The organism is Mesorhizobium sp. WSM4845, assembly GCF_055811455.1.
In genome coordinates this window covers 238,112-254,272 of the sequence record NZ_JBVVQA010000003.1, presented here as the reverse complement: position 1 = coordinate 254,272, position 16,161 = coordinate 238,112, and the positions used below count along the sequence as shown (strand labels likewise).

Here is a 16,161-nt window from a genome sequence, read left to right as displayed (position 1 = left end):
CGCTAACGGGGATTCTCCGAGCGGTTTGTCTTGCGCCACTCCTCGTACTCCCCGCGGGCATCGTCATGCAGCGGATAGTAGCGTTGCAACGGCCCGCCCTCCATCAGCTTCACTCGCGAGAATTCCTCCCAATCGTGATGCTTCTGTGATTCTTCGATTACCGCCGGGGCCATTGCGACGGGAAGCACCACCACCCCGTCGTCGTCGGCGACGATGATGTCACCGGGGATCACCGTGACACCGCCGCAGGCAATCGGAACGTTGACGGCATTGGGATAAATGCTGGTCTGCACATGATAATTCGGCGTCCAGCCGCGCAGCCAAAGCGGCAGATCGAGCTTTTCGACATTGGGCCGGTCGCGCATGCATCCATCGATGACGATGCCGGCGCCGCCCCTGCCTTTGAAATACGTCGACATCATATCGCCGAAGACGCCCGAGCTCATGTCGCCGCGCGCGTCGACCACGACCACATCGCCCGCCTGTGCGTGATAAAGCACGTGCCGATGCAGCTGCGTCTCCGGATCGGCATATTCTCCCTCGGTGAACAGGTCCGGCCGCTGTGGCATGAACTGCAGCGTCAGCGCCGGCCCGACGATCGACTTGCCGTGGTTCTGCGCCACCGGTCCGACCATGTGCGGATTGCGAAAACCCATGTGGCCAAGCGTGCCGGCAACCGTCGCGGCGCCGATCCCCCTCAGCGCGTCGATTAGGTCTTTTGGCGGCCGCGTGATGTCGGGAGCATGTGTCATGGTGGACTCCGGTTGAAAGGCAACTACCAGTTCGTAACAGAACCGTCGCGGCGCTTAAGGTGAGGCGCTTCCCAAAAACGAAAGCTCGCCGCCTGGATCGCCTCCTCGTTGACCTCGACGCCGAGCCCCGGCAGATCGCCGACCGGATAGTCGGTCCCGTCAAGCCGTGGTTGCACGGGGAAGAAGTCGGAATTGTCGAAGCCGAGCTTGGTTTCGGGTTCCCTGGTCTCGAGCCACGCGAAGTTGGGTACCGCGGCAGCGAGATGCACGGTCGCGGCCGTGCACACCGGACCAAGGGGATTGTGCGGCATCAGGTCGACATAGTGCGCCTCGCTCCAGCCAGCGACTTTCATCGCCTCGGTAAGCCCGCCGACATTGCAAACATCGAGCCGGTTGAACTGATGAATGCCGCGCTCGATGTAGGGCAGGAACTGCCACTTGCTGGAAAACTCCTCGCCGATGGCAAAGGGGATGTCGGTCATCGTACGCAGCGATTCGTAGGCACCCGGTGTCTCGTCCCGTATCGGCTCCTCGAGGAAATCAAGCACGCCGCGGCCGAGCTTGTTGCAGAAGCTCGCCGCCTCGGCCACCGACAGCCGATGATGATAGTCGATGCCGAGGACGACGTCATCGCCCAGCGCCTCGCGCGCCCTGTTGAGGATACTGGCGGTAGTGCCGATCGACTCGCGCGGCTCGAAGATGTCCCTGCTGTTTTGCCCGGCGGGGAAGAAGCGGATCGCCTGCCACCCCTGTGCGCGTAGCTCGCGGGCGCGTTCGATGGCAGCGTCACCTTCGGCCTCGTCTCCGGTCGAGGCGAAGGTGGGGATGCGGTAGCGCTGCTTGCCGCCGAGCAGCTCGTAAACCGGCACTCCCAGCGCCTTGCCCTTGATGTCGTGAAGGGCGATGTCGATGGCGGAAATCGCCGCCTGCAGAACACGTCCGCCTTCGAAGTACTGGCTGCGATAAAGCTCCTGCCAGATCCGGCCAATCTGCATCGGGTCGCGGCCGATGAGAAACTCGCGATAGTGCTCGACCGCGCCGGCCACCGCTTTCTCGCGACCGCTCAAGCCGCTCTCGCCCCAGCCGAAGATGCCCTGGTCGGTCTCGACCTTGACGAGCATCTGGTTGCGCGTTCCTACCCACACTGGATAGGGCTTGATCGCGGTGATCTTAAGCTTCGTAGTCATCCGCGCCCACGCATCCGCCCTCTCTCAGTCGGCCTTGAGGGCCATTTCGGTTTCGCCGTCGAACAGATGCATCCGCTCCTGGTCGAACTCGAGCCAGATCTGTTCATCGGGCGCGACGGCAATGTTCGGCGGCACGCTGACGTTGACGATGGCGCCGGACAGGAATGCCTGCACGAAGGTGACGTCTCCGGTCGGCTCCACCGTGTAGGCCTTGGCCGGAATGGCACCGGGGACCGCGCTGTTGCGCAGCTTGATCGTCGAGTGACGTGCGCCGAGCACGACTTTCCTGGTCGTTGCCCTTGCGACCTTCCGAGCGTTGCGCGGCGAGAGCTCAAAGCTCCAGCCCTCCGCGCTGGTCAGCACAGCGTTGCCGTTTGCCGTCGATGCCTGCAGCGGAATAAGGCTCATCGCCGGGCTGCCTATGAAGCTGGCGACGAACATGTTGACCGGATGGGCAAAGACCTGCGCCGGTGAATCATATTGCTGCAGGTAGCCGCCGTTCATCACCGCCATCTTGTCGGCCATGGTCACGGCTTCGAGCTGGTCGTGCGTCACATAGATGATCGTCGCCTTGAGGTCCTGGTGGAAGCGCTTGATCTCAGACCGCATCTGCACGCGCAGTTTGGCGTCGAGGTTGGAGAGCGGCTCGTCCATCAGGAACACGGCGGGGTCGCGGACAAGCGCACGGCCCAGGGCCACCCGCTGCTGCTGCCCACCCGAAAGTTCGCGCGGCTTGCGCTCGAGCAGGTGCGTCATGTCGAGCACTCGCGCCGCTTCCTTGACCTTCTTGTCGATCTCGTCCCTGGGCAGTTTGCGCATCTGCAGCGGGAACGCCAGGTTCTTGTAAACCGATTTCTGCGGATAGAGCGCGTAGTTCTGGAACACCATGGCGATGTCCCGGTCCTTGGGGTCGAGGTCGTTGACCACCCGGTCGCCGATGACGATGTCGCCCGATGTCCTCGGGATCAGCCCCGCTACGAGATTGAGCGTGGTTGTCTTGCCGCAGCCTGAAGGGCCGACGAGCGCAACGAACTCGCCGTCATTGACCGTCAGCGACACGTCGTTGACAGCTTTGAAGCTGCCATAGGACTTGACGAGATCTTTGAGGACCACGTGGGCCATCGGCAACTCCCTAGTGCTTGACCGCGCCTTCTGTAAGGGCGCGTACGAAGTATCGTTGCAGGACGAGGAACAGCACGACGACGGGCACGCTCATCATGAAACTGGCCGCCATCAGGCCCGGAAAGTCCGTCGTATTTTCCGAGAAGAAGCGCTGGATGCCGACGGGCAGCGTCAACTGGTCGTTCTTGGTGAGGAAGGTGTAGGCGTAGATGTACTCGTTCCACGCGCCGATGAACGAATAGATCGCGGTGGCGATGATCCCTGGCGTCGAGAGCGGCATCACAATCAGGATGAAGGCCTGGAACCGCGTTGCCCCATCGATGCGCGCCGCCTGCTCGAGCTGCACCGGAATGTTGTCGTAAAAGCCCTTGAGCAACCAGATCGCCAGCGGCAGGCCGAAGGTGAGATAGGTGAGAATCAGCGAGCCATGCGTGTTCATCAACCCGAGCAGGCGCATCAGGATGAACAGCGGCACGAGAAAGATCACCGCCGGGAACATGTTGCGCAGCAGCACGGCGAAGAACAGGAAGTTCCGGCCGGGGAAACTGAAGCGCGAAAACGCGTAGGCCGCAGGGACGGCGACGATCACCGAGAGGATTGTCGTGACGGTCGACACGAAAAGGCTGTTCCAGAAGAAGCGAAGGAAGTCCTGGCCGACGCTGTTCTGGGGATCGAGCAGCTTCTCGTAGCTGGCGAGGGTAGGTTCGTCCGGCCACCATTGCGGCGGGAATTGCAACGCCGCGAACCCGGACTTGATCGAGGTGATCAGCATCCAGATCATCGGCACCGCGGTGTAAAGCAGCATGAATGCGAGGAAGATGCGCCCGGTCCACCGCCATCCGTCGACGCGCATCCGGCGACGGCTCAGGGCTCGCGGGGCGGTCTCGGCAGTCGTGCTCATGCGCTCCCCTCTTGCCGCTCGTTACCGCTTAGCGCACGGACGTAGAAGTAGCCGAGCGTCATCAGGGTGAGGAACAGGAGCACCGAATAGGCAGATGCCACGCCCCAGCGCTGCCGGCCGAAGGCGAGCTCATAAATGTGGGTGATCCAGATATGCGATGCGTTGGACGGGCCGCCGCCGGTCATGATCCAGGGGATGATGAAGGAATTGAAGTTGGCCACCGCGAGCAGCAGGATCGTCACCGTCGAGACGTTGCGCAAGTGCGGGAAGGTAACGTGCCAGAAGCGCTGCCAGGCGCTGGCGCCGTCGACCTGCGCGGCGCGCAGCAACTGCTCGGGCACGGTCTGCAGGCCGGCCATCATCATGATCATGGCAAACGGAAACTCGCGCCAGATATTGACGACGATCAGGGAAGGCAGCACCGTGTTGACGCTGTCGATGAAATTCGGCGGTCGGTCGGCCAATCCGAGGCCGACCAGCACCGCACCGATGATTCCGAAGTCCGAATGATAGATCCACTTCCAGATATAGGAGGCGGCGACCGCGCTGATGACCCAGGGAATGATCAGGATCGCGCGCAGCACACTGCGGCCGACAAACTCGCGGTGGAGTGCCAGCGCGGTGGCAAACCCCAGGACAAAGGCAATCAAAGTCGAGCCCAGCGTCCAGATCAGAGTGTTCCAGGTAACTCTCCAGAACACCTCGCTGGTGAGGATGGTCGTGTAGTTGTCGACGCCGATGAAGGTCTTGTCGCGAAGCTGCAGGCCAGGCGGCGTCTTGAAGAACGACAGCTCGATCGTGTAGTAGATCGGATAGGCGATGACGATCAGCATCACGACGATCGCAGGCAGCACGTACGCGTAGTCGGCGCGATGCTCCCAGATCTGGCGTAACGCGCCGGACCTGCCGGATTGCAATCTTCGGCGAGCCTCGGCCTTGCCGGTCACGATCGTCACTATGGCGCGCCCCTGTTTCTTCTGAACGAACCGGCTGCACTATCGGTGCAGCCGGTCAGGCTTTGATCAGAGTCCGCCCATCAGCTCTCTTACCCTCTTGGCCGCGTCGTCCGCTGCCTCGTCGACGGTCATCGCGCCGGTCAGGGCGTTCTGCAGCATGTCCGGGACGATGATGTTCATGATCTCGGGAGCCTGCGGCAGCGCCGGGAACGGGATGCCATATGGCAGCATCGAGGTCGTCACGTCGAGGAACTTGATGTTGTCCAGGCGTTCCTTCATCCATTTGGTCTTGAAGCCGTTAAGGTTGCCGGGGTTCGAGCCGGCATAGGCCATCTTCAGCGACCATTCAGGGCTCGTCCACATGCAGACCATCGCCTTGGCAGCCGGCTCGTCGACCTTGCCGCCCTCGACATATTCAGGCTTCAGGATGTGAATGTTCGAACCGCCGAAAACGACGGCGCGCTTGCCGTCGGGGCCAGTGGGAATCAGGCCGTAGCGCATGTTGTCGATGACGGTCTGCGCCTTGTCCTTGTCGGCGCCCGTCGCCTTCTTCTGCAGGTCGAGCATGACGTCGTAGTCGGACGGGTGCGAGATCATCATGCCGAGCTGGCCGGCGAGGAACAGGGGCTGGTTATCGGCCTGCTGGTTGGTGAGCGCGGAAACCGGAACCGACTTGTCGCGAACATACATGTCGTACGAGGCCTGCAGCGCGGCCTTGCTCTGCGGGCTATCGAGCCTGACCTCCTCATAGGTCGGGTTCGCGGTGGCTTCGTCGAAGACGCCGCCGCCATGGGCCCACAGCTGCGGCATGAAGCGGTACGGCGTATTGCCGGCATTCTTGCGTGCCACGAGGCCGTAACCGGCAATGCCGAGCTTGTCGTGGATCTGCTTGGAATATTTGACGACGTCGTCCCAGGTTGCCGGAGCCTTGTCCGGATCGAGGCCCGCACGCTTGAAGATGTCGGCGTTCCAGATGAACGCCATCGTCTCGTTGTTGGTTGGAATGCCGTAGGTCACTCCCTCCCAGGTCACGGCCTTCATGGCGCCTGGCCAGAAGTCCTCGGTGGAATACCCGACATCCTCGGGTTTGAGCGGCTCAAGATAGCCTTTTGAGGCGAACTCGGTACCACCCAGGATTTGCAGGCGGACCGCCATCGGCGCGGCGTTGCCGAGGAGCGCCGTGCGGAACTTGTCCAGAAGGTCGTTATAGGTGAGGGCTTGTTCCTCGAGCTGGATGTTCGGATAGGTCTTGCGGAAGGTCTCGAAGAAATCCTTGTAGTACTGGCGCAAAAGGTCGGGGTCGCCCTCGAACACGCCCTGATACCAGAAAGTCAGTCGCCCCTTGTAGTCGAGCGGGGTGACCTTGGCGCAATCGGCCGCGGTGTCAAAATCCTCTGTGCCCGCAATGGAGCGCACATATTCCGGCGACCACTTGCTGAGGTCGACGGGCGCTCCGAGCGCCGATGTGGACATCAGCGATGCCATCAAAGCAGTGGCGACAGTGCCGCGCAGGACCGCACTGCCGAGCGTAATCCTCGTCATAGGTATCCTCCCTGGTTCTCCATGCCGCCCTGCGCCGAGGCAAGGCGGTCTAGCTCGTTCGACCGCGGGACGCTTTCTGTTCTATGTATCCCTTCGATCATTTTGTACGTTTTCAGATCGTGGATTGCCTGTCAACGCGCTGGATCGTACATTGTTTGTGAAAACCGTGTGTGATATCGGGCAGGGTATGTGTTGATCAGGGGAGCCGGTCTTGGCCGAAATAGATGACTTTAAAGCCATGCCACCGGTGGAGACTGACCCCATGGCCTCCAGCGAGGGCGCCTCGCTTTATGAACTGATCAGGGAAGACATCATCGAGGGACGGCTCGCCGCCAACGAACGGCTCGTGGTCACCGATCTCGCCCGGCGTCACGGCACCTCGACAAACCCCGTGCGCGAGGCCCTGCAGCTCTTGCGCGGGGAGGGCTTTGTCACCTTTCTCCCCAACCGCGGGGCGCGCGTGCGACCCATAGATCAGGATTTTGTCCGGGATATCTATGAAATCGGTGTTCTGATCGAGCCGGCCCTGACGCGATGGTTTGTCAACATGGCGACCGGCGAGGACATCGCCGAACTCGAACGTCTCCAGGGGCTGATTGAAGAGAACAACTTTGCCGACACATTCAGGCACAGTGAACTCGATACCGCCTTCCACACCGTGATGTACCAGCGGCACTATAACCGCCATGCCGCCGAACTCTGGTGGAAGCATCGCGAAGTGCTGCGAGCCGTGAGCCGGCGTTTCAATTTCACGCTGGCGCGGCGTGCCGCGATCATTCGCGAGCACCGCGAACTCATCGCGCACGTGAAAGCGGGAGAAGCCGACAAGGCGGCCGAACTCGTTTCCCGCCATGTCGAGGGTTCCGGCCGGCATATCCTCGAACAGATGCGTGCGCGCAACGCCGCTCGGGCCGGATAGGAACGAAGGTCCAGTCTCGAACACCGTTAGCCCTAAGCATTTCAGATAAAGGGATTGAGATGAAAATCACGAGCATTCGGCCGTGGCTGATCAAGTCCGATGCTTCCTATTGGGGAGAGTTCCTGTTCGTCGAAGTGACGACCGACGAGGGGGTGAGTGGCTGGGGAGAGATCACCACCACGACAAGGCTCGCCAACCGCGCTCTCTGCACGATCCTGCGGCAGATCGGCGTCGCCGTGACAGGCGAGGATCCAGCGCGCATCGAGCATCTCTGGCACAAGATTTTCCGCAGCTTCACCTATATGGGCAGCCGCGGCGCCGCCGTCGAATGCGTGAGCGCCATCGATATTGCCCTCTGGGATATCCGCGGCAGAGTCCTCGGCAAGCCGATTTGCGAGCTGCTGGGCGGACCGGTACGCGATGAAATCGCGCTCTACACCCATCCCAACCAGGCCAAATTCACCAGCAAGGAGGCGGTGGTCCGCGAAATTCTGGACATCGTCGAGTCCGGACACACTGCGCTCAAGTTCGATCCTTTCCCCCACCAGGGCCACAGCGCCGATGGCCTGCCCCGCGAACAGCGGGACGGCTACCTCGATGGCAGCATGACCCGCAAGGACGAGCGCGAAGCCGCCGAACTCACGGCGCTGATCCGCGAAACGACGGGGCCTGACGTCGACGTTCTCATCGACGCGCATGGCCGCTTCGACGTTCCCACCGCCATTCGCCTCTGTCGGAGTCTTGAGGAAGCCGGCCAGATCGACTGGTTCGAGGAGCCTTGCCCGCCCGAGAGTCTGAACGCCCTCAAGCAGGTGCGTGAAAAAGTCAGTGCCGCCATCGCGTGGGGCGAGCGCGGCCACACGAAGTGGGATTTCGTGCCGGTACTCGAGAACAGGCTCGCTGACTACATCATGCCTGATATCACCTGGACCGGCGGCATTACCGAACTCAAGAAGATTTCTGCCCTATGCGAAGCCTACTACATCCCGGTCTCGCCACATGACGCCGCGGGACCGATCAACGTGGTTGCGGGAGCGCAGGTGATGATGACCGTTCCTAACTTCTACAGGCTCGAAACGTCGGAGTGGAACCTGGGCAAATACGATCACCTCATCGACAGACCGCTCGACGTCTCGAACGGCAGCCTCAAGCTGACGTCGAGGCCTGGTCTCGGTATCGAGATGGACCGTGACTACCTGCAGGCCCACGAGATCGAGCTGGGCTAGCAACGCTCCATGCCGGCATGCGGGCGACGACCAGCCCCACCCACCAGAACGAGGACAAGTCATGGCAAAGACGGCCGACGAGGCGCTCAATCGGGTGAACGCAAACTCCAAGCCATCCCAGCTTCGCATCACCGACATGCGGGTAGCTGAAATCGTCGGCGCGCCGTTCACCTCGACCCTGCTCAAGATTTACACCAACCAGGGCATCGTCGGGCTTGGCGAGGTGCGCGACGGCGCCAGCGCCACCTACGCGCTGATGCTGAAGAGCCGGCTGCTTGGCGAGAACCCCTGCAACATCGACCGCCTGTTTCGCCGGATCAAGCAGTTCGGCGGACACGGCCGGCAAGGCGGCGGCGTCTCGGCGGTCGAAATCGCGTTGTGGGATCTCGCCGGCAAGGCCTATGGCGTGCCCATCTACCAGATGCTCGGCGGCCGGTTTCGGGAGAAGGTGCGCCTCTATTGCGATACCGACGCCACCGTGCCGGCCGAGACCGGCAAGCGCCTCAAGCAGCGCATGGCGCTCGGCTTCACGTTCCTCAAGATGGATCTGGGATTGATGCAGATCGCCGATGTCCCCGGTGCGGTCGTGTCACCTGCCGGCTCACTTGATGGGTACCGCGTCCAGCCCGGCCGCGGCCAGGTCAAGTCCCTTGAAGAGCGGCGCGCCCGCAACGCGGCCTACGATCTGCACAACGTCCCCCACCCGTTTACCGGCCTCCACTTTTCCGACAAGGGCCTCGACTTGCTTGAGCAGTACATTGCCGAGGTTCGCGAGGTTATCGGCATGGATATTCCGCTCGCCATCGACCACGTCGGCCACATCTCGCTGCAGAACGGTATTCGCCTCGCCAGGCGGATTGAAAAATATGTGCCGGCCTGGCTCGAGGATGTGATCCCATGGCAGTACACCGAGCACTACCGACAGCTGCAGGACGCCACCACGGTGCCGATCTGCACCGGCGAGGACATTTACCTCAAGGAGGGCTTCGAGCCTCTGCTCAAGAGCGGCGGCCTCTCCGTTATCCACCCGGACCTGCTCACCAGCGGGGGCATCCTCGAGACCAAGAAGATCGGCGACATGGCGCAGGACCACGGCGTCGCAATGGCCATCCATATGGCGGAAAGTCCGATCGCGGCGATGGCCGCGGCACATGTCGCGACCGCGACCGAAAACTTCATGGCGCTCGAATACCACTCTGCCGACGTCGACTGGTGGGACGATATCGTCACCGGCGTTGCCAGGCCGCTCGTGAAGGACGGCTTTATCACTGTTCCCGACAAGCCGGGCCTGGGGATCGACGACGTCGTCGACGAGGTGATCTCGCAGCATCTGCAGCCAGGCGTCACCGGCATCTGGCAGCCCACGGATCACTGGGACAACGAGTATTCCTGGGATCGCACCTGGAGCTGAGGCGAAAAGAACCGAAGATGAAGATCACCGACCTCCGCTGTGCCGTTATCGGCAAGCACCCCATCGTTCGCATCGTCACCGACGAGGGCCTCCATGGCCTGGGCGAGGTCGAGTACACCAAGCCCTATCTCAAGCCCTGGGTCCTGCATTTTCGCGAGGCGCTGATCGGCGAGGACCCGACCGACGTCGAACGGGTGATGCTGAAGATCCGCCAACGCGGTTCTTTCAAGCCCTATGGCGCGGCGGTAAGCGCAATCGAGCATGCGCTGTGGGACATTGCCGGCAAGGCCGCAGGCGTGCCGGCCTACAAACTGCTCGGCGGCAAGGTGCGCGACCAGGTGCGCGTCTACAACGGCTCGATCCGCAGGAAACGCACGGGCGACCGGCCGGAGGATTACGCCGCTGACGTCAAATGGATGATGGAACAGCCGCAGAACTTCTTCATGATCAAGCAGGGAATCTCGTTCCACTCCAACATGAAGGACACCATCGACGGCTTCCATTACGGCGTGACGCAGAAGCAGGCCGGCTATCACGGTGCCATGGATCAGGGTGTGATCAGCGAGCGCGGTTTCAATCACATGCTCGACTGCGTGATCGCGATGAAGGAAGTACTGGGCGACAAGGTGAGCCTGGCGCTCGACTGCGGCCCGGGCTGGATGCTGCCCGATGCGATCAAGTTCGCTCGCGCGGTCGAAAAATACAATTTGATGTGGCTCGAGGACATGCTTACTGGCGACTATGTGCCGTGGGTCAATCCGCAGGCCTATCGGGAGCTGACAACCTCCACCTCGACGCCAATCCATACCGGCGAGCAGATTTACCTCAGGCACAATTTCAAGGAGCTGATCGAGACGCAGGCGGTGCGCGTCATCGGCCCCGATCCTGCCGATATTGGCGGCATTGCCGAGCTCAAATGGGTCGCCGAGCACGCCCATATGCACTCGATCCTGATGGCCCCGCACGGCACGGCGAACGGCCTGCTTGGCCTCGGCGCGTTGATCAACGTCTGCGCCACCTTGCCCGCCAACTACATCGCCTTCGAATATCCGAGCGCCTCCGACCCCTGGTGGGAGGACCTCGTAATCGGCCTGCCGTCGCAGATCGTGACGGACAGCATGGTGGATCTGCTGGAAGCGCCGGGGCTGGGCCTCGATCTCGACGCCGAAGCAGCCCGAAAGTATCTCAGGGAAGAGGATGCGGGCTTCTTCGACTAAACCTTCCCTGGATGCCAGCCATCGGTCTGGCTTTGCAGACCGGGCCGGATGTTTTTTCCCTAAGGATTGCGATGATCATTCATTTGGTAGACGGCACATACGAACTGTTTCGCCACTTCTATGGCCAACGCCGGTTCAACAATGGCCAGGACAAGCCGTTTGGCGCCGTCGTCGGCGTGCTGAATACAGTGCTGGAGATGATCGAGAACGGCGCCACACATATTGGGGTGGCCACCGATCATGTAATCGAATCGTTCAGAAATCAGCTCTGGCCCGGCTACAAGACCGGCGATGGCATCGAGCCGGCATTGCTCGCGCAGTTCCACCCCCTCGAGGACGCCCTGGCGGCGATGGGCATGGCGGTCTGGCCGATGATCGAGCTGGAAGCCGACGACGCGCTGGCATCCGCGGCACACAGCGCGGCTGCCGATGAGGGCGTGCAGAAGGTGTGCATCTGGACGCCGGACAAGGATCTCGCGCAGTGTGTGCGCGGTGACCATGTGGTCCAGGTAGACCGCAGGACCCAGAAAATTCGCGATGCCGCCGGCGTGCGCGAGAAGTTCGGAGTTGAGCCGGCCTTGATCCCAGATTTCCTCGCGCTCGTGGGTGATGCCGCCGATGGCTACCCGGGTCTCGAAGGCATCGGCCTGGTCTCGGCCGCCCGGCTGCTTGGCCGCTACGGCCCGCTTGAAAGCTTTCCGCCCGAAACCCTCGGCAAGCGGAGAGAGATCGCGCTTTTGTTCAAAAATCTCGCGACGCTGCGCACCGACGCTCGCCTGTTCGATAATGTCGAGGAGCTGCGCTGGCACGGGCCGACCAAAGCGTTCGAAACCTGCGCTACCCAGCTAAATGACGCCCGGCTCCTCACCCGTGCGCTCAAGGCTCGCCGTTGCTGACTTCGGGAGGCGACGTTAAGTGTCGTTCGGCGCGAAACCAACGCTTTGCCCTCCTACAAGAAATGGCGCATGAGATGCTGCCGCCAGGGCCGGTCGCCGCGTCCAACGAGCGAGTCGAGATAGGCCGTCCGGTTCGCAAGCGGAAGGTCGGGCCGAACGGGCGAGACGAGTTGAGGGTGATCCTGCGAATGATCCTTTGGAGCAGAGATCGCTTCGGGTCCGCAGTGCCTGATGCCAGCACGACCGCACCTCGTCGGCTCGCCGCATCGCCGACTGGATTTCACCAGCGTCGGCCCATTGCCGAATCCAATCAGACAGTTCGGCATGATCACCGAATTAACCACATTCGTAGAAGGCGAAAGGCGGTTGGGTTTGTCACCGATCCGTCTCGCGTAACATGTTACCGTTGGAATTGGGGCCATCCGCAGCACGTCCAGGCAAAGGCAAGGAAGAGACAGGATGCCGACCTTAAGCAATGGCAGCGAACTCATCGTATGGAACGAACCCGAGAATCCCAATCCGACCCCTGACTCGGTCCTTTTCAGCATTACGGAAACAGACGGCGACGTAATCGGACCGATAGGCGCAAAGCCGGATTTCCCTTTCGGTGGGATCGAACTGGCTTCGGTCGATGTCTTCGATGGCTTCTTCACCATCACCAGCTTCACCCACGAGGGCAGGACCGAAACCTGGACGACAGTGGAAACGCAGGTCTTCGACAACGAAGGCAATTTTCTCCGCACCGTGTCCGACCAGGCGGCCTTCCAGTCGGTCCGGATCATCTCGATCAGCGCCGACAGCCCCGACGACCTCACGGTGACATGGATCGGGGCGAACGAATATTTCGGCGGCGAAAACACTCAATACGGTCAGCATCAGATCATCTTGAAAGGGGGCGTGCTTCAGTCCGACACCTTCGTTAATCACGCGCCCAACGTTGCCGACCTGGACTTGTCGATTTCGCAGGCGCAATCTCTCGACGACGTCAAGTTCAGCGCGACAGATGCCGACTACGATCTCTTGAACTTTGTCGTCTTGGACGGGCCGGACAGCGGCACCCTGGAGCAGGAGACGAGTTTCGACGGTAACTACTACCCATTTCACCAGGGTCATTATGGCACTACCCTGCACTATCATGCGGATTTTCTGAGTGGAAACCTGTTCGACTACACACCGGAGGCAGGGTTCATCGGCACCGACAGCTTTACGGTTTACGCTACGGACGGCCAGGGCAACAGCAATGTGGCGACGATTACGATCACCGTCACTCCGCCGGCTGAATCCATTACCCTGACCGACGCCAAAAACATCGCGAGCTACGCAAGCCATGATCATGCTGTGCTCGTCGCCGCGCTGGGCGGGGGCGACCGCATCAGCGGCACCCCGTTCAACGATACGCTCGACGGCGGCGCCGGCCACGACCAGCTGTTCGGCGGCGCGGGCGCGGACGACATCATTGGAGGCGCGGGCACCGATTGGCTGAAGGGCGGCGCTGGCGATGACGAGATCAGCGGTGGTGAGGGCGCAGACGGCGTCCGCGGTGACACTGGCGACGACGTCCTCAACGGCGGCGCCGGCGCCGACGACGTGCGAGGTGGTGCTGCCGACGACATCCTCAATGGCGGCGCCGGCCGCGACCGGCTGGCCGGCGAGGGGGGCAGGGATGTCTTCGTGTTCGACGCACTTGGGCCGGCGAACTACGACAGGATAGAAGACTTCAATGCGCTCGACGATGTGTTCTGGCTGGACAGCTCCGCATTCGTCGGGCTGTCGGCCGGCTCGCTTTCCGCTGCGGTTTTCGTCGTCGGCAAGCACGCCATCGATGACAACGACCACATCATTTACGACAAGGAGACCGGCGATCTGTTGTTCGATGTGGACGGGGCAGGAGGAGCGGCGACTGTCAAGTTTGCCGCCCTGGACCCGAGCACATTCCTCACAGTGGACGACTTCTTCGTGTTATAGGCGCGCATGGTGGGGGCAGCTACATAGACCGAACGTGATCGCGCCCATGCGCAGGATTTCCTCCCCGATTGCGCAGTAAGGGGCGTCAGGGCTCATCCGAGCCCTTCCTGACCCGACTGGCTGGTGTCTGCAACGGTGAGGCATGATTTCGACGAACGCGGCTATCTTTTCATCCGCATTGAAAAACCTTGCATTTGACGGATGCAGTGGTGCCACGCGGCAATCCATCGTCGTGAGCCAGCCAATGCTATTGTGCTAGTTTCGCCGCACTGCGGGTGGCTATATCATCCAAGACAGCATGAAGAAGCGTTCCGACTTCCTGTTCGGCCAGCCCGGGTGCAATTCCTGATTCGGATAATTGAAGGAGAATTGCCTTGGCGGTGTTGCGCCAGAAGGCGTTCGCGTCCTCCCCGTTCTTAGACTCCAGGACCAGGGCGATCCCTTCGACCAATTTCCGCCGCCGATGCAGCGGAAATGCGCTTATGTTCGAATCGCACATCGATCACCTCACCCCTTCAGTCGCGCGAATAAGCATTGGCGGGTTAGAAAATTTGGTTAACAGCGCTCTTTTGACGGTGGTCAGCCATGGAACAAAGCGTCCGCTGGGCTCGATGGTCGGTGCCGCGAATAGCGGCTGGACGCAGCGGCATGGCGAGTTCGAGTCCCTGTTGAAGTATTACGGCCTAGGCCTGACGGCGCAGGAGTCCGGCATGAGTGCCAGCATGCGGCTCAGTTGACGGCCGATCGACGCCTTAGGCTTACCGGATCGGCGTCTCGCCGCGAAACAGCGGCTGGTGCACCCGCATCAAGGCGGCAATCCGGTCGGCGACTTTTCGTATCGGCGGCGCGTGACGTTCCTCGTGATGGGTGACGATCCATTGGTCGGTTTCGAGTTCGGGGATAGGCTGAGCGACGCGAACCAGCCGCGGATCGCTGTCACCGACGAAGCACGGGAAGATCGAAAGGCCGGCGCCGGCGGCCACCAGTTCGCGCACCGAATGGGTGTTGTTGCCGCGCACGGCGATGCGGTCCCCGTGATGGGCTTGCAGCCAGCGCGCCGAGGCAATGTTTGCCGCTTCGCCGGTGACGCCGACGAACAACCCGGCGGCGATGCCGTTGATCAGGCGGCGTCCGGAATAAATGGCGTAGGCGACCTTGCCGCTCTGACGGCCGGCCAGCCACTGCTCGGTCGGGCGCTCGCTGCGTATGCCGATGTCGGCGGCACGGCGGCCGATGTCGACACGGTCGGTGGTGGTGACGAGCTCCACCCTTATGCCGTCATCGACCGTCCAGATCTCGCCGATATGGGCGGAAACGAAGGCTGAGGTCCATGGCCCGGCCGAGACGCGGACAATGCGGTCGGGCAGGTTTCCCTCGCGCCAGCGGGTCAGCGACTGCATTGCTGCCTCGACGTCTTCGGCGCGCCGCAGCAGTTCTTCACCGATCGGGGTCAGCCGGTAGCCTGTCTGCTGGCGCACGAACAGCGGTTCGCCGATCTGCTTTTCGAGCGCGGTGACACGTCGTCCAAGGGTGGCTGCGCTGAGGCGCGTCGTTCCCGTCGCTGCGCTCAAGCCACCCAGCCGCGCAACGTCGAGAAACAGCCTCAGATCGTTCCAGTCGATATCCATTTTGCAGAAATGAAAAACTCCTTCGAGCGTGGCTGTAGCGCGAAGCGGGCATCACGCGCAAGTATGGAGGCATTGGAGGCGTTGGACAATTCTGCCTGGAAGCGACAGTGACAAGCGCCTCGGCCGGCCAAGAAGCCAGCGCAATCCTTGCGATCGCGGATGCGCTTCGCGCAGATGCTTTGCGCTTTCGACCAACCTAGGCGCGCGGGCTTTCTGCGCGCCAAAGGAGACGATCATGTTGTATAGACTTCGACACCGTTTCGCCCGCTGGCTTGCCTATCGCCAGACGCTTGCGAGCTTGAGGCAGGCCCCAGACAGCACACTGGCCGATGCTGGCATTTCTCGCGAAGAGATCCGCGAGCATGCCCGCCACGCCAGCCTGCGTCATTGAGGAGGCGGGGCATGCAGATGATGACGCCCCAGACGGGGCTAACCAACT

The 16,161-nt window shown here is 61.7% G+C and carries 16 protein-coding genes; 8 read left to right on the top strand and 8 right to left on the bottom strand.

Features of this window, described 5'->3' with window-relative positions:
• Nucleotides 1–2: 2 nt before the first annotated feature.
• From AC0L2C_RS05475 to AC0L2C_RS05450, 6 genes are all read right to left on the bottom strand, one after another.
• Nucleotides 3–752 carry a ribonuclease activity regulator RraA gene (locus AC0L2C_RS05475; protein WP_473522907.1) on the bottom strand — a complete coding sequence of 250 codons (750 nt, stop codon included), beginning with the start codon at nucleotides 750–752 and terminating at the stop codon, nucleotides 3–5.
• A gap of 23 nt (nucleotides 753–775) precedes the next feature.
• Nucleotides 776–1,939 (bottom strand): mandelate racemase/muconate lactonizing enzyme family protein, encoded by a 1,164-nt coding sequence (locus AC0L2C_RS05470; protein ID WP_473522906.1) that lies wholly within the window; start codon nucleotides 1,937–1,939, stop codon nucleotides 776–778.
• Between the two features lie 24 nt (nucleotides 1,940–1,963).
• On the bottom strand, nucleotides 1,964–3,061 hold the full coding sequence (locus tag AC0L2C_RS05465; protein ID WP_473522905.1) for an ABC transporter ATP-binding protein: 1,098 nt from the start codon (nucleotides 3,059–3,061) through the stop codon (nucleotides 1,964–1,966).
• A gap of 10 nt (nucleotides 3,062–3,071) precedes the next feature.
• Nucleotides 3,072–3,962 carry a carbohydrate ABC transporter permease gene (locus AC0L2C_RS05460; RefSeq protein ID WP_023797625.1) on the bottom strand — a complete coding sequence of 297 codons (891 nt, stop codon included), beginning with the start codon at nucleotides 3,960–3,962 and terminating at the stop codon, nucleotides 3,072–3,074.
• Nucleotides 3,959–4,918 (bottom strand): carbohydrate ABC transporter permease, encoded by a 960-nt coding sequence (locus tag AC0L2C_RS05455; RefSeq protein WP_473522904.1) that lies wholly within the window; start codon nucleotides 4,916–4,918, stop codon nucleotides 3,959–3,961. The genes AC0L2C_RS05460 and AC0L2C_RS05455 overlap by 4 nt, the downstream gene beginning before the upstream one ends.
• Before the next feature lie 66 nt (nucleotides 4,919–4,984).
• Nucleotides 4,985–6,460: an ABC transporter substrate-binding protein gene (locus AC0L2C_RS05450; protein WP_473522903.1), complete on the bottom strand. Its 1,476-nt coding sequence runs from the start codon at nucleotides 6,458–6,460 to the stop codon at nucleotides 4,985–4,987.
• A 211-nt stretch (nucleotides 6,461–6,671) separates the two neighbouring features.
• On the opposite strand from AC0L2C_RS05450, the gene AC0L2C_RS05445 reads away from it, so the two are divergent.
• The 6 genes from AC0L2C_RS05445 (at nucleotide 6,672) to AC0L2C_RS05420 (ending at nucleotide 14,094) form a co-directional block, all read left to right on the top strand.
• The gene (locus AC0L2C_RS05445; protein ID WP_027151244.1) at nucleotides 6,672–7,379 is read left to right on the top strand and encodes a GntR family transcriptional regulator; all 708 of its coding nucleotides are present in this window, start codon (nucleotides 6,672–6,674) and stop codon (nucleotides 7,377–7,379) included.
• Nucleotides 7,380–7,438: 59 nt separating this feature from the next.
• Nucleotides 7,439–8,605 carry a mandelate racemase/muconate lactonizing enzyme family protein gene (locus AC0L2C_RS05440; protein WP_473522902.1) on the top strand — a complete coding sequence of 389 codons (1,167 nt, stop codon included), beginning with the start codon at nucleotides 7,439–7,441 and terminating at the stop codon, nucleotides 8,603–8,605.
• A gap of 61 nt (nucleotides 8,606–8,666) precedes the next feature.
• Nucleotides 8,667–10,016 (top strand): mandelate racemase/muconate lactonizing enzyme family protein, encoded by a 1,350-nt coding sequence (locus AC0L2C_RS05435; protein ID WP_473522901.1) that lies wholly within the window; start codon nucleotides 8,667–8,669, stop codon nucleotides 10,014–10,016.
• Between the two features lie 17 nt (nucleotides 10,017–10,033).
• The gene (locus tag AC0L2C_RS05430) at nucleotides 10,034–11,233 is read left to right on the top strand and encodes a mandelate racemase/muconate lactonizing enzyme family protein (protein WP_473522900.1); all 1,200 of its coding nucleotides are present in this window, start codon (nucleotides 10,034–10,036) and stop codon (nucleotides 11,231–11,233) included.
• A 71-nt stretch (nucleotides 11,234–11,304) separates the two neighbouring features.
• A complete protein-coding gene (locus tag AC0L2C_RS05425) occupies nucleotides 11,305–12,129 on the top strand; it encodes a 5'-3' exonuclease (RefSeq protein WP_473522899.1) in 825 nt (274 codons plus the stop codon).
• A 459-nt stretch (nucleotides 12,130–12,588) separates the two neighbouring features.
• Complete coding sequence (locus AC0L2C_RS05420) at nucleotides 12,589–14,094, top strand: calcium-binding protein (RefSeq protein WP_473522898.1); 1,506 nt, start codon at nucleotides 12,589–12,591, stop codon at nucleotides 14,092–14,094.
• 247 nt (nucleotides 14,095–14,341) lie between these two features.
• Here the strand turns inward: AC0L2C_RS05420 and AC0L2C_RS05415 are convergent, their stop codons facing one another.
• Complete coding sequence (locus AC0L2C_RS05415) at nucleotides 14,342–14,545, bottom strand: DUF6074 family protein (protein WP_473477754.1); 204 nt, start codon at nucleotides 14,543–14,545, stop codon at nucleotides 14,342–14,344.
• Between the two features lie 31 nt (nucleotides 14,546–14,576).
• Between AC0L2C_RS05415 and AC0L2C_RS05410 the strand changes: the two genes are divergently transcribed.
• On the top strand, nucleotides 14,577–14,831 hold the full coding sequence (locus tag AC0L2C_RS05410) for a hypothetical protein (protein WP_236390699.1): 255 nt from the start codon (nucleotides 14,577–14,579) through the stop codon (nucleotides 14,829–14,831).
• Nucleotides 14,832–14,852: 21 nt separating this feature from the next.
• Here AC0L2C_RS05410 and AC0L2C_RS05405 read toward each other — a convergent pair whose 3' ends face one another.
• On the bottom strand, nucleotides 14,853–15,722 hold the full coding sequence (locus AC0L2C_RS05405) for a LysR family transcriptional regulator (RefSeq protein WP_473522897.1): 870 nt from the start codon (nucleotides 15,720–15,722) through the stop codon (nucleotides 14,853–14,855).
• A gap of 235 nt (nucleotides 15,723–15,957) precedes the next feature.
• On the opposite strand from AC0L2C_RS05405, the gene AC0L2C_RS05400 reads away from it, so the two are divergent.
• Nucleotides 15,958–16,113 (top strand): YjiS-like domain-containing protein, encoded by a 156-nt coding sequence (locus AC0L2C_RS05400; protein WP_473522896.1) that lies wholly within the window; start codon nucleotides 15,958–15,960, stop codon nucleotides 16,111–16,113.
• The last annotated feature ends 48 nt before the right edge of the window (nucleotides 16,114–16,161 follow it).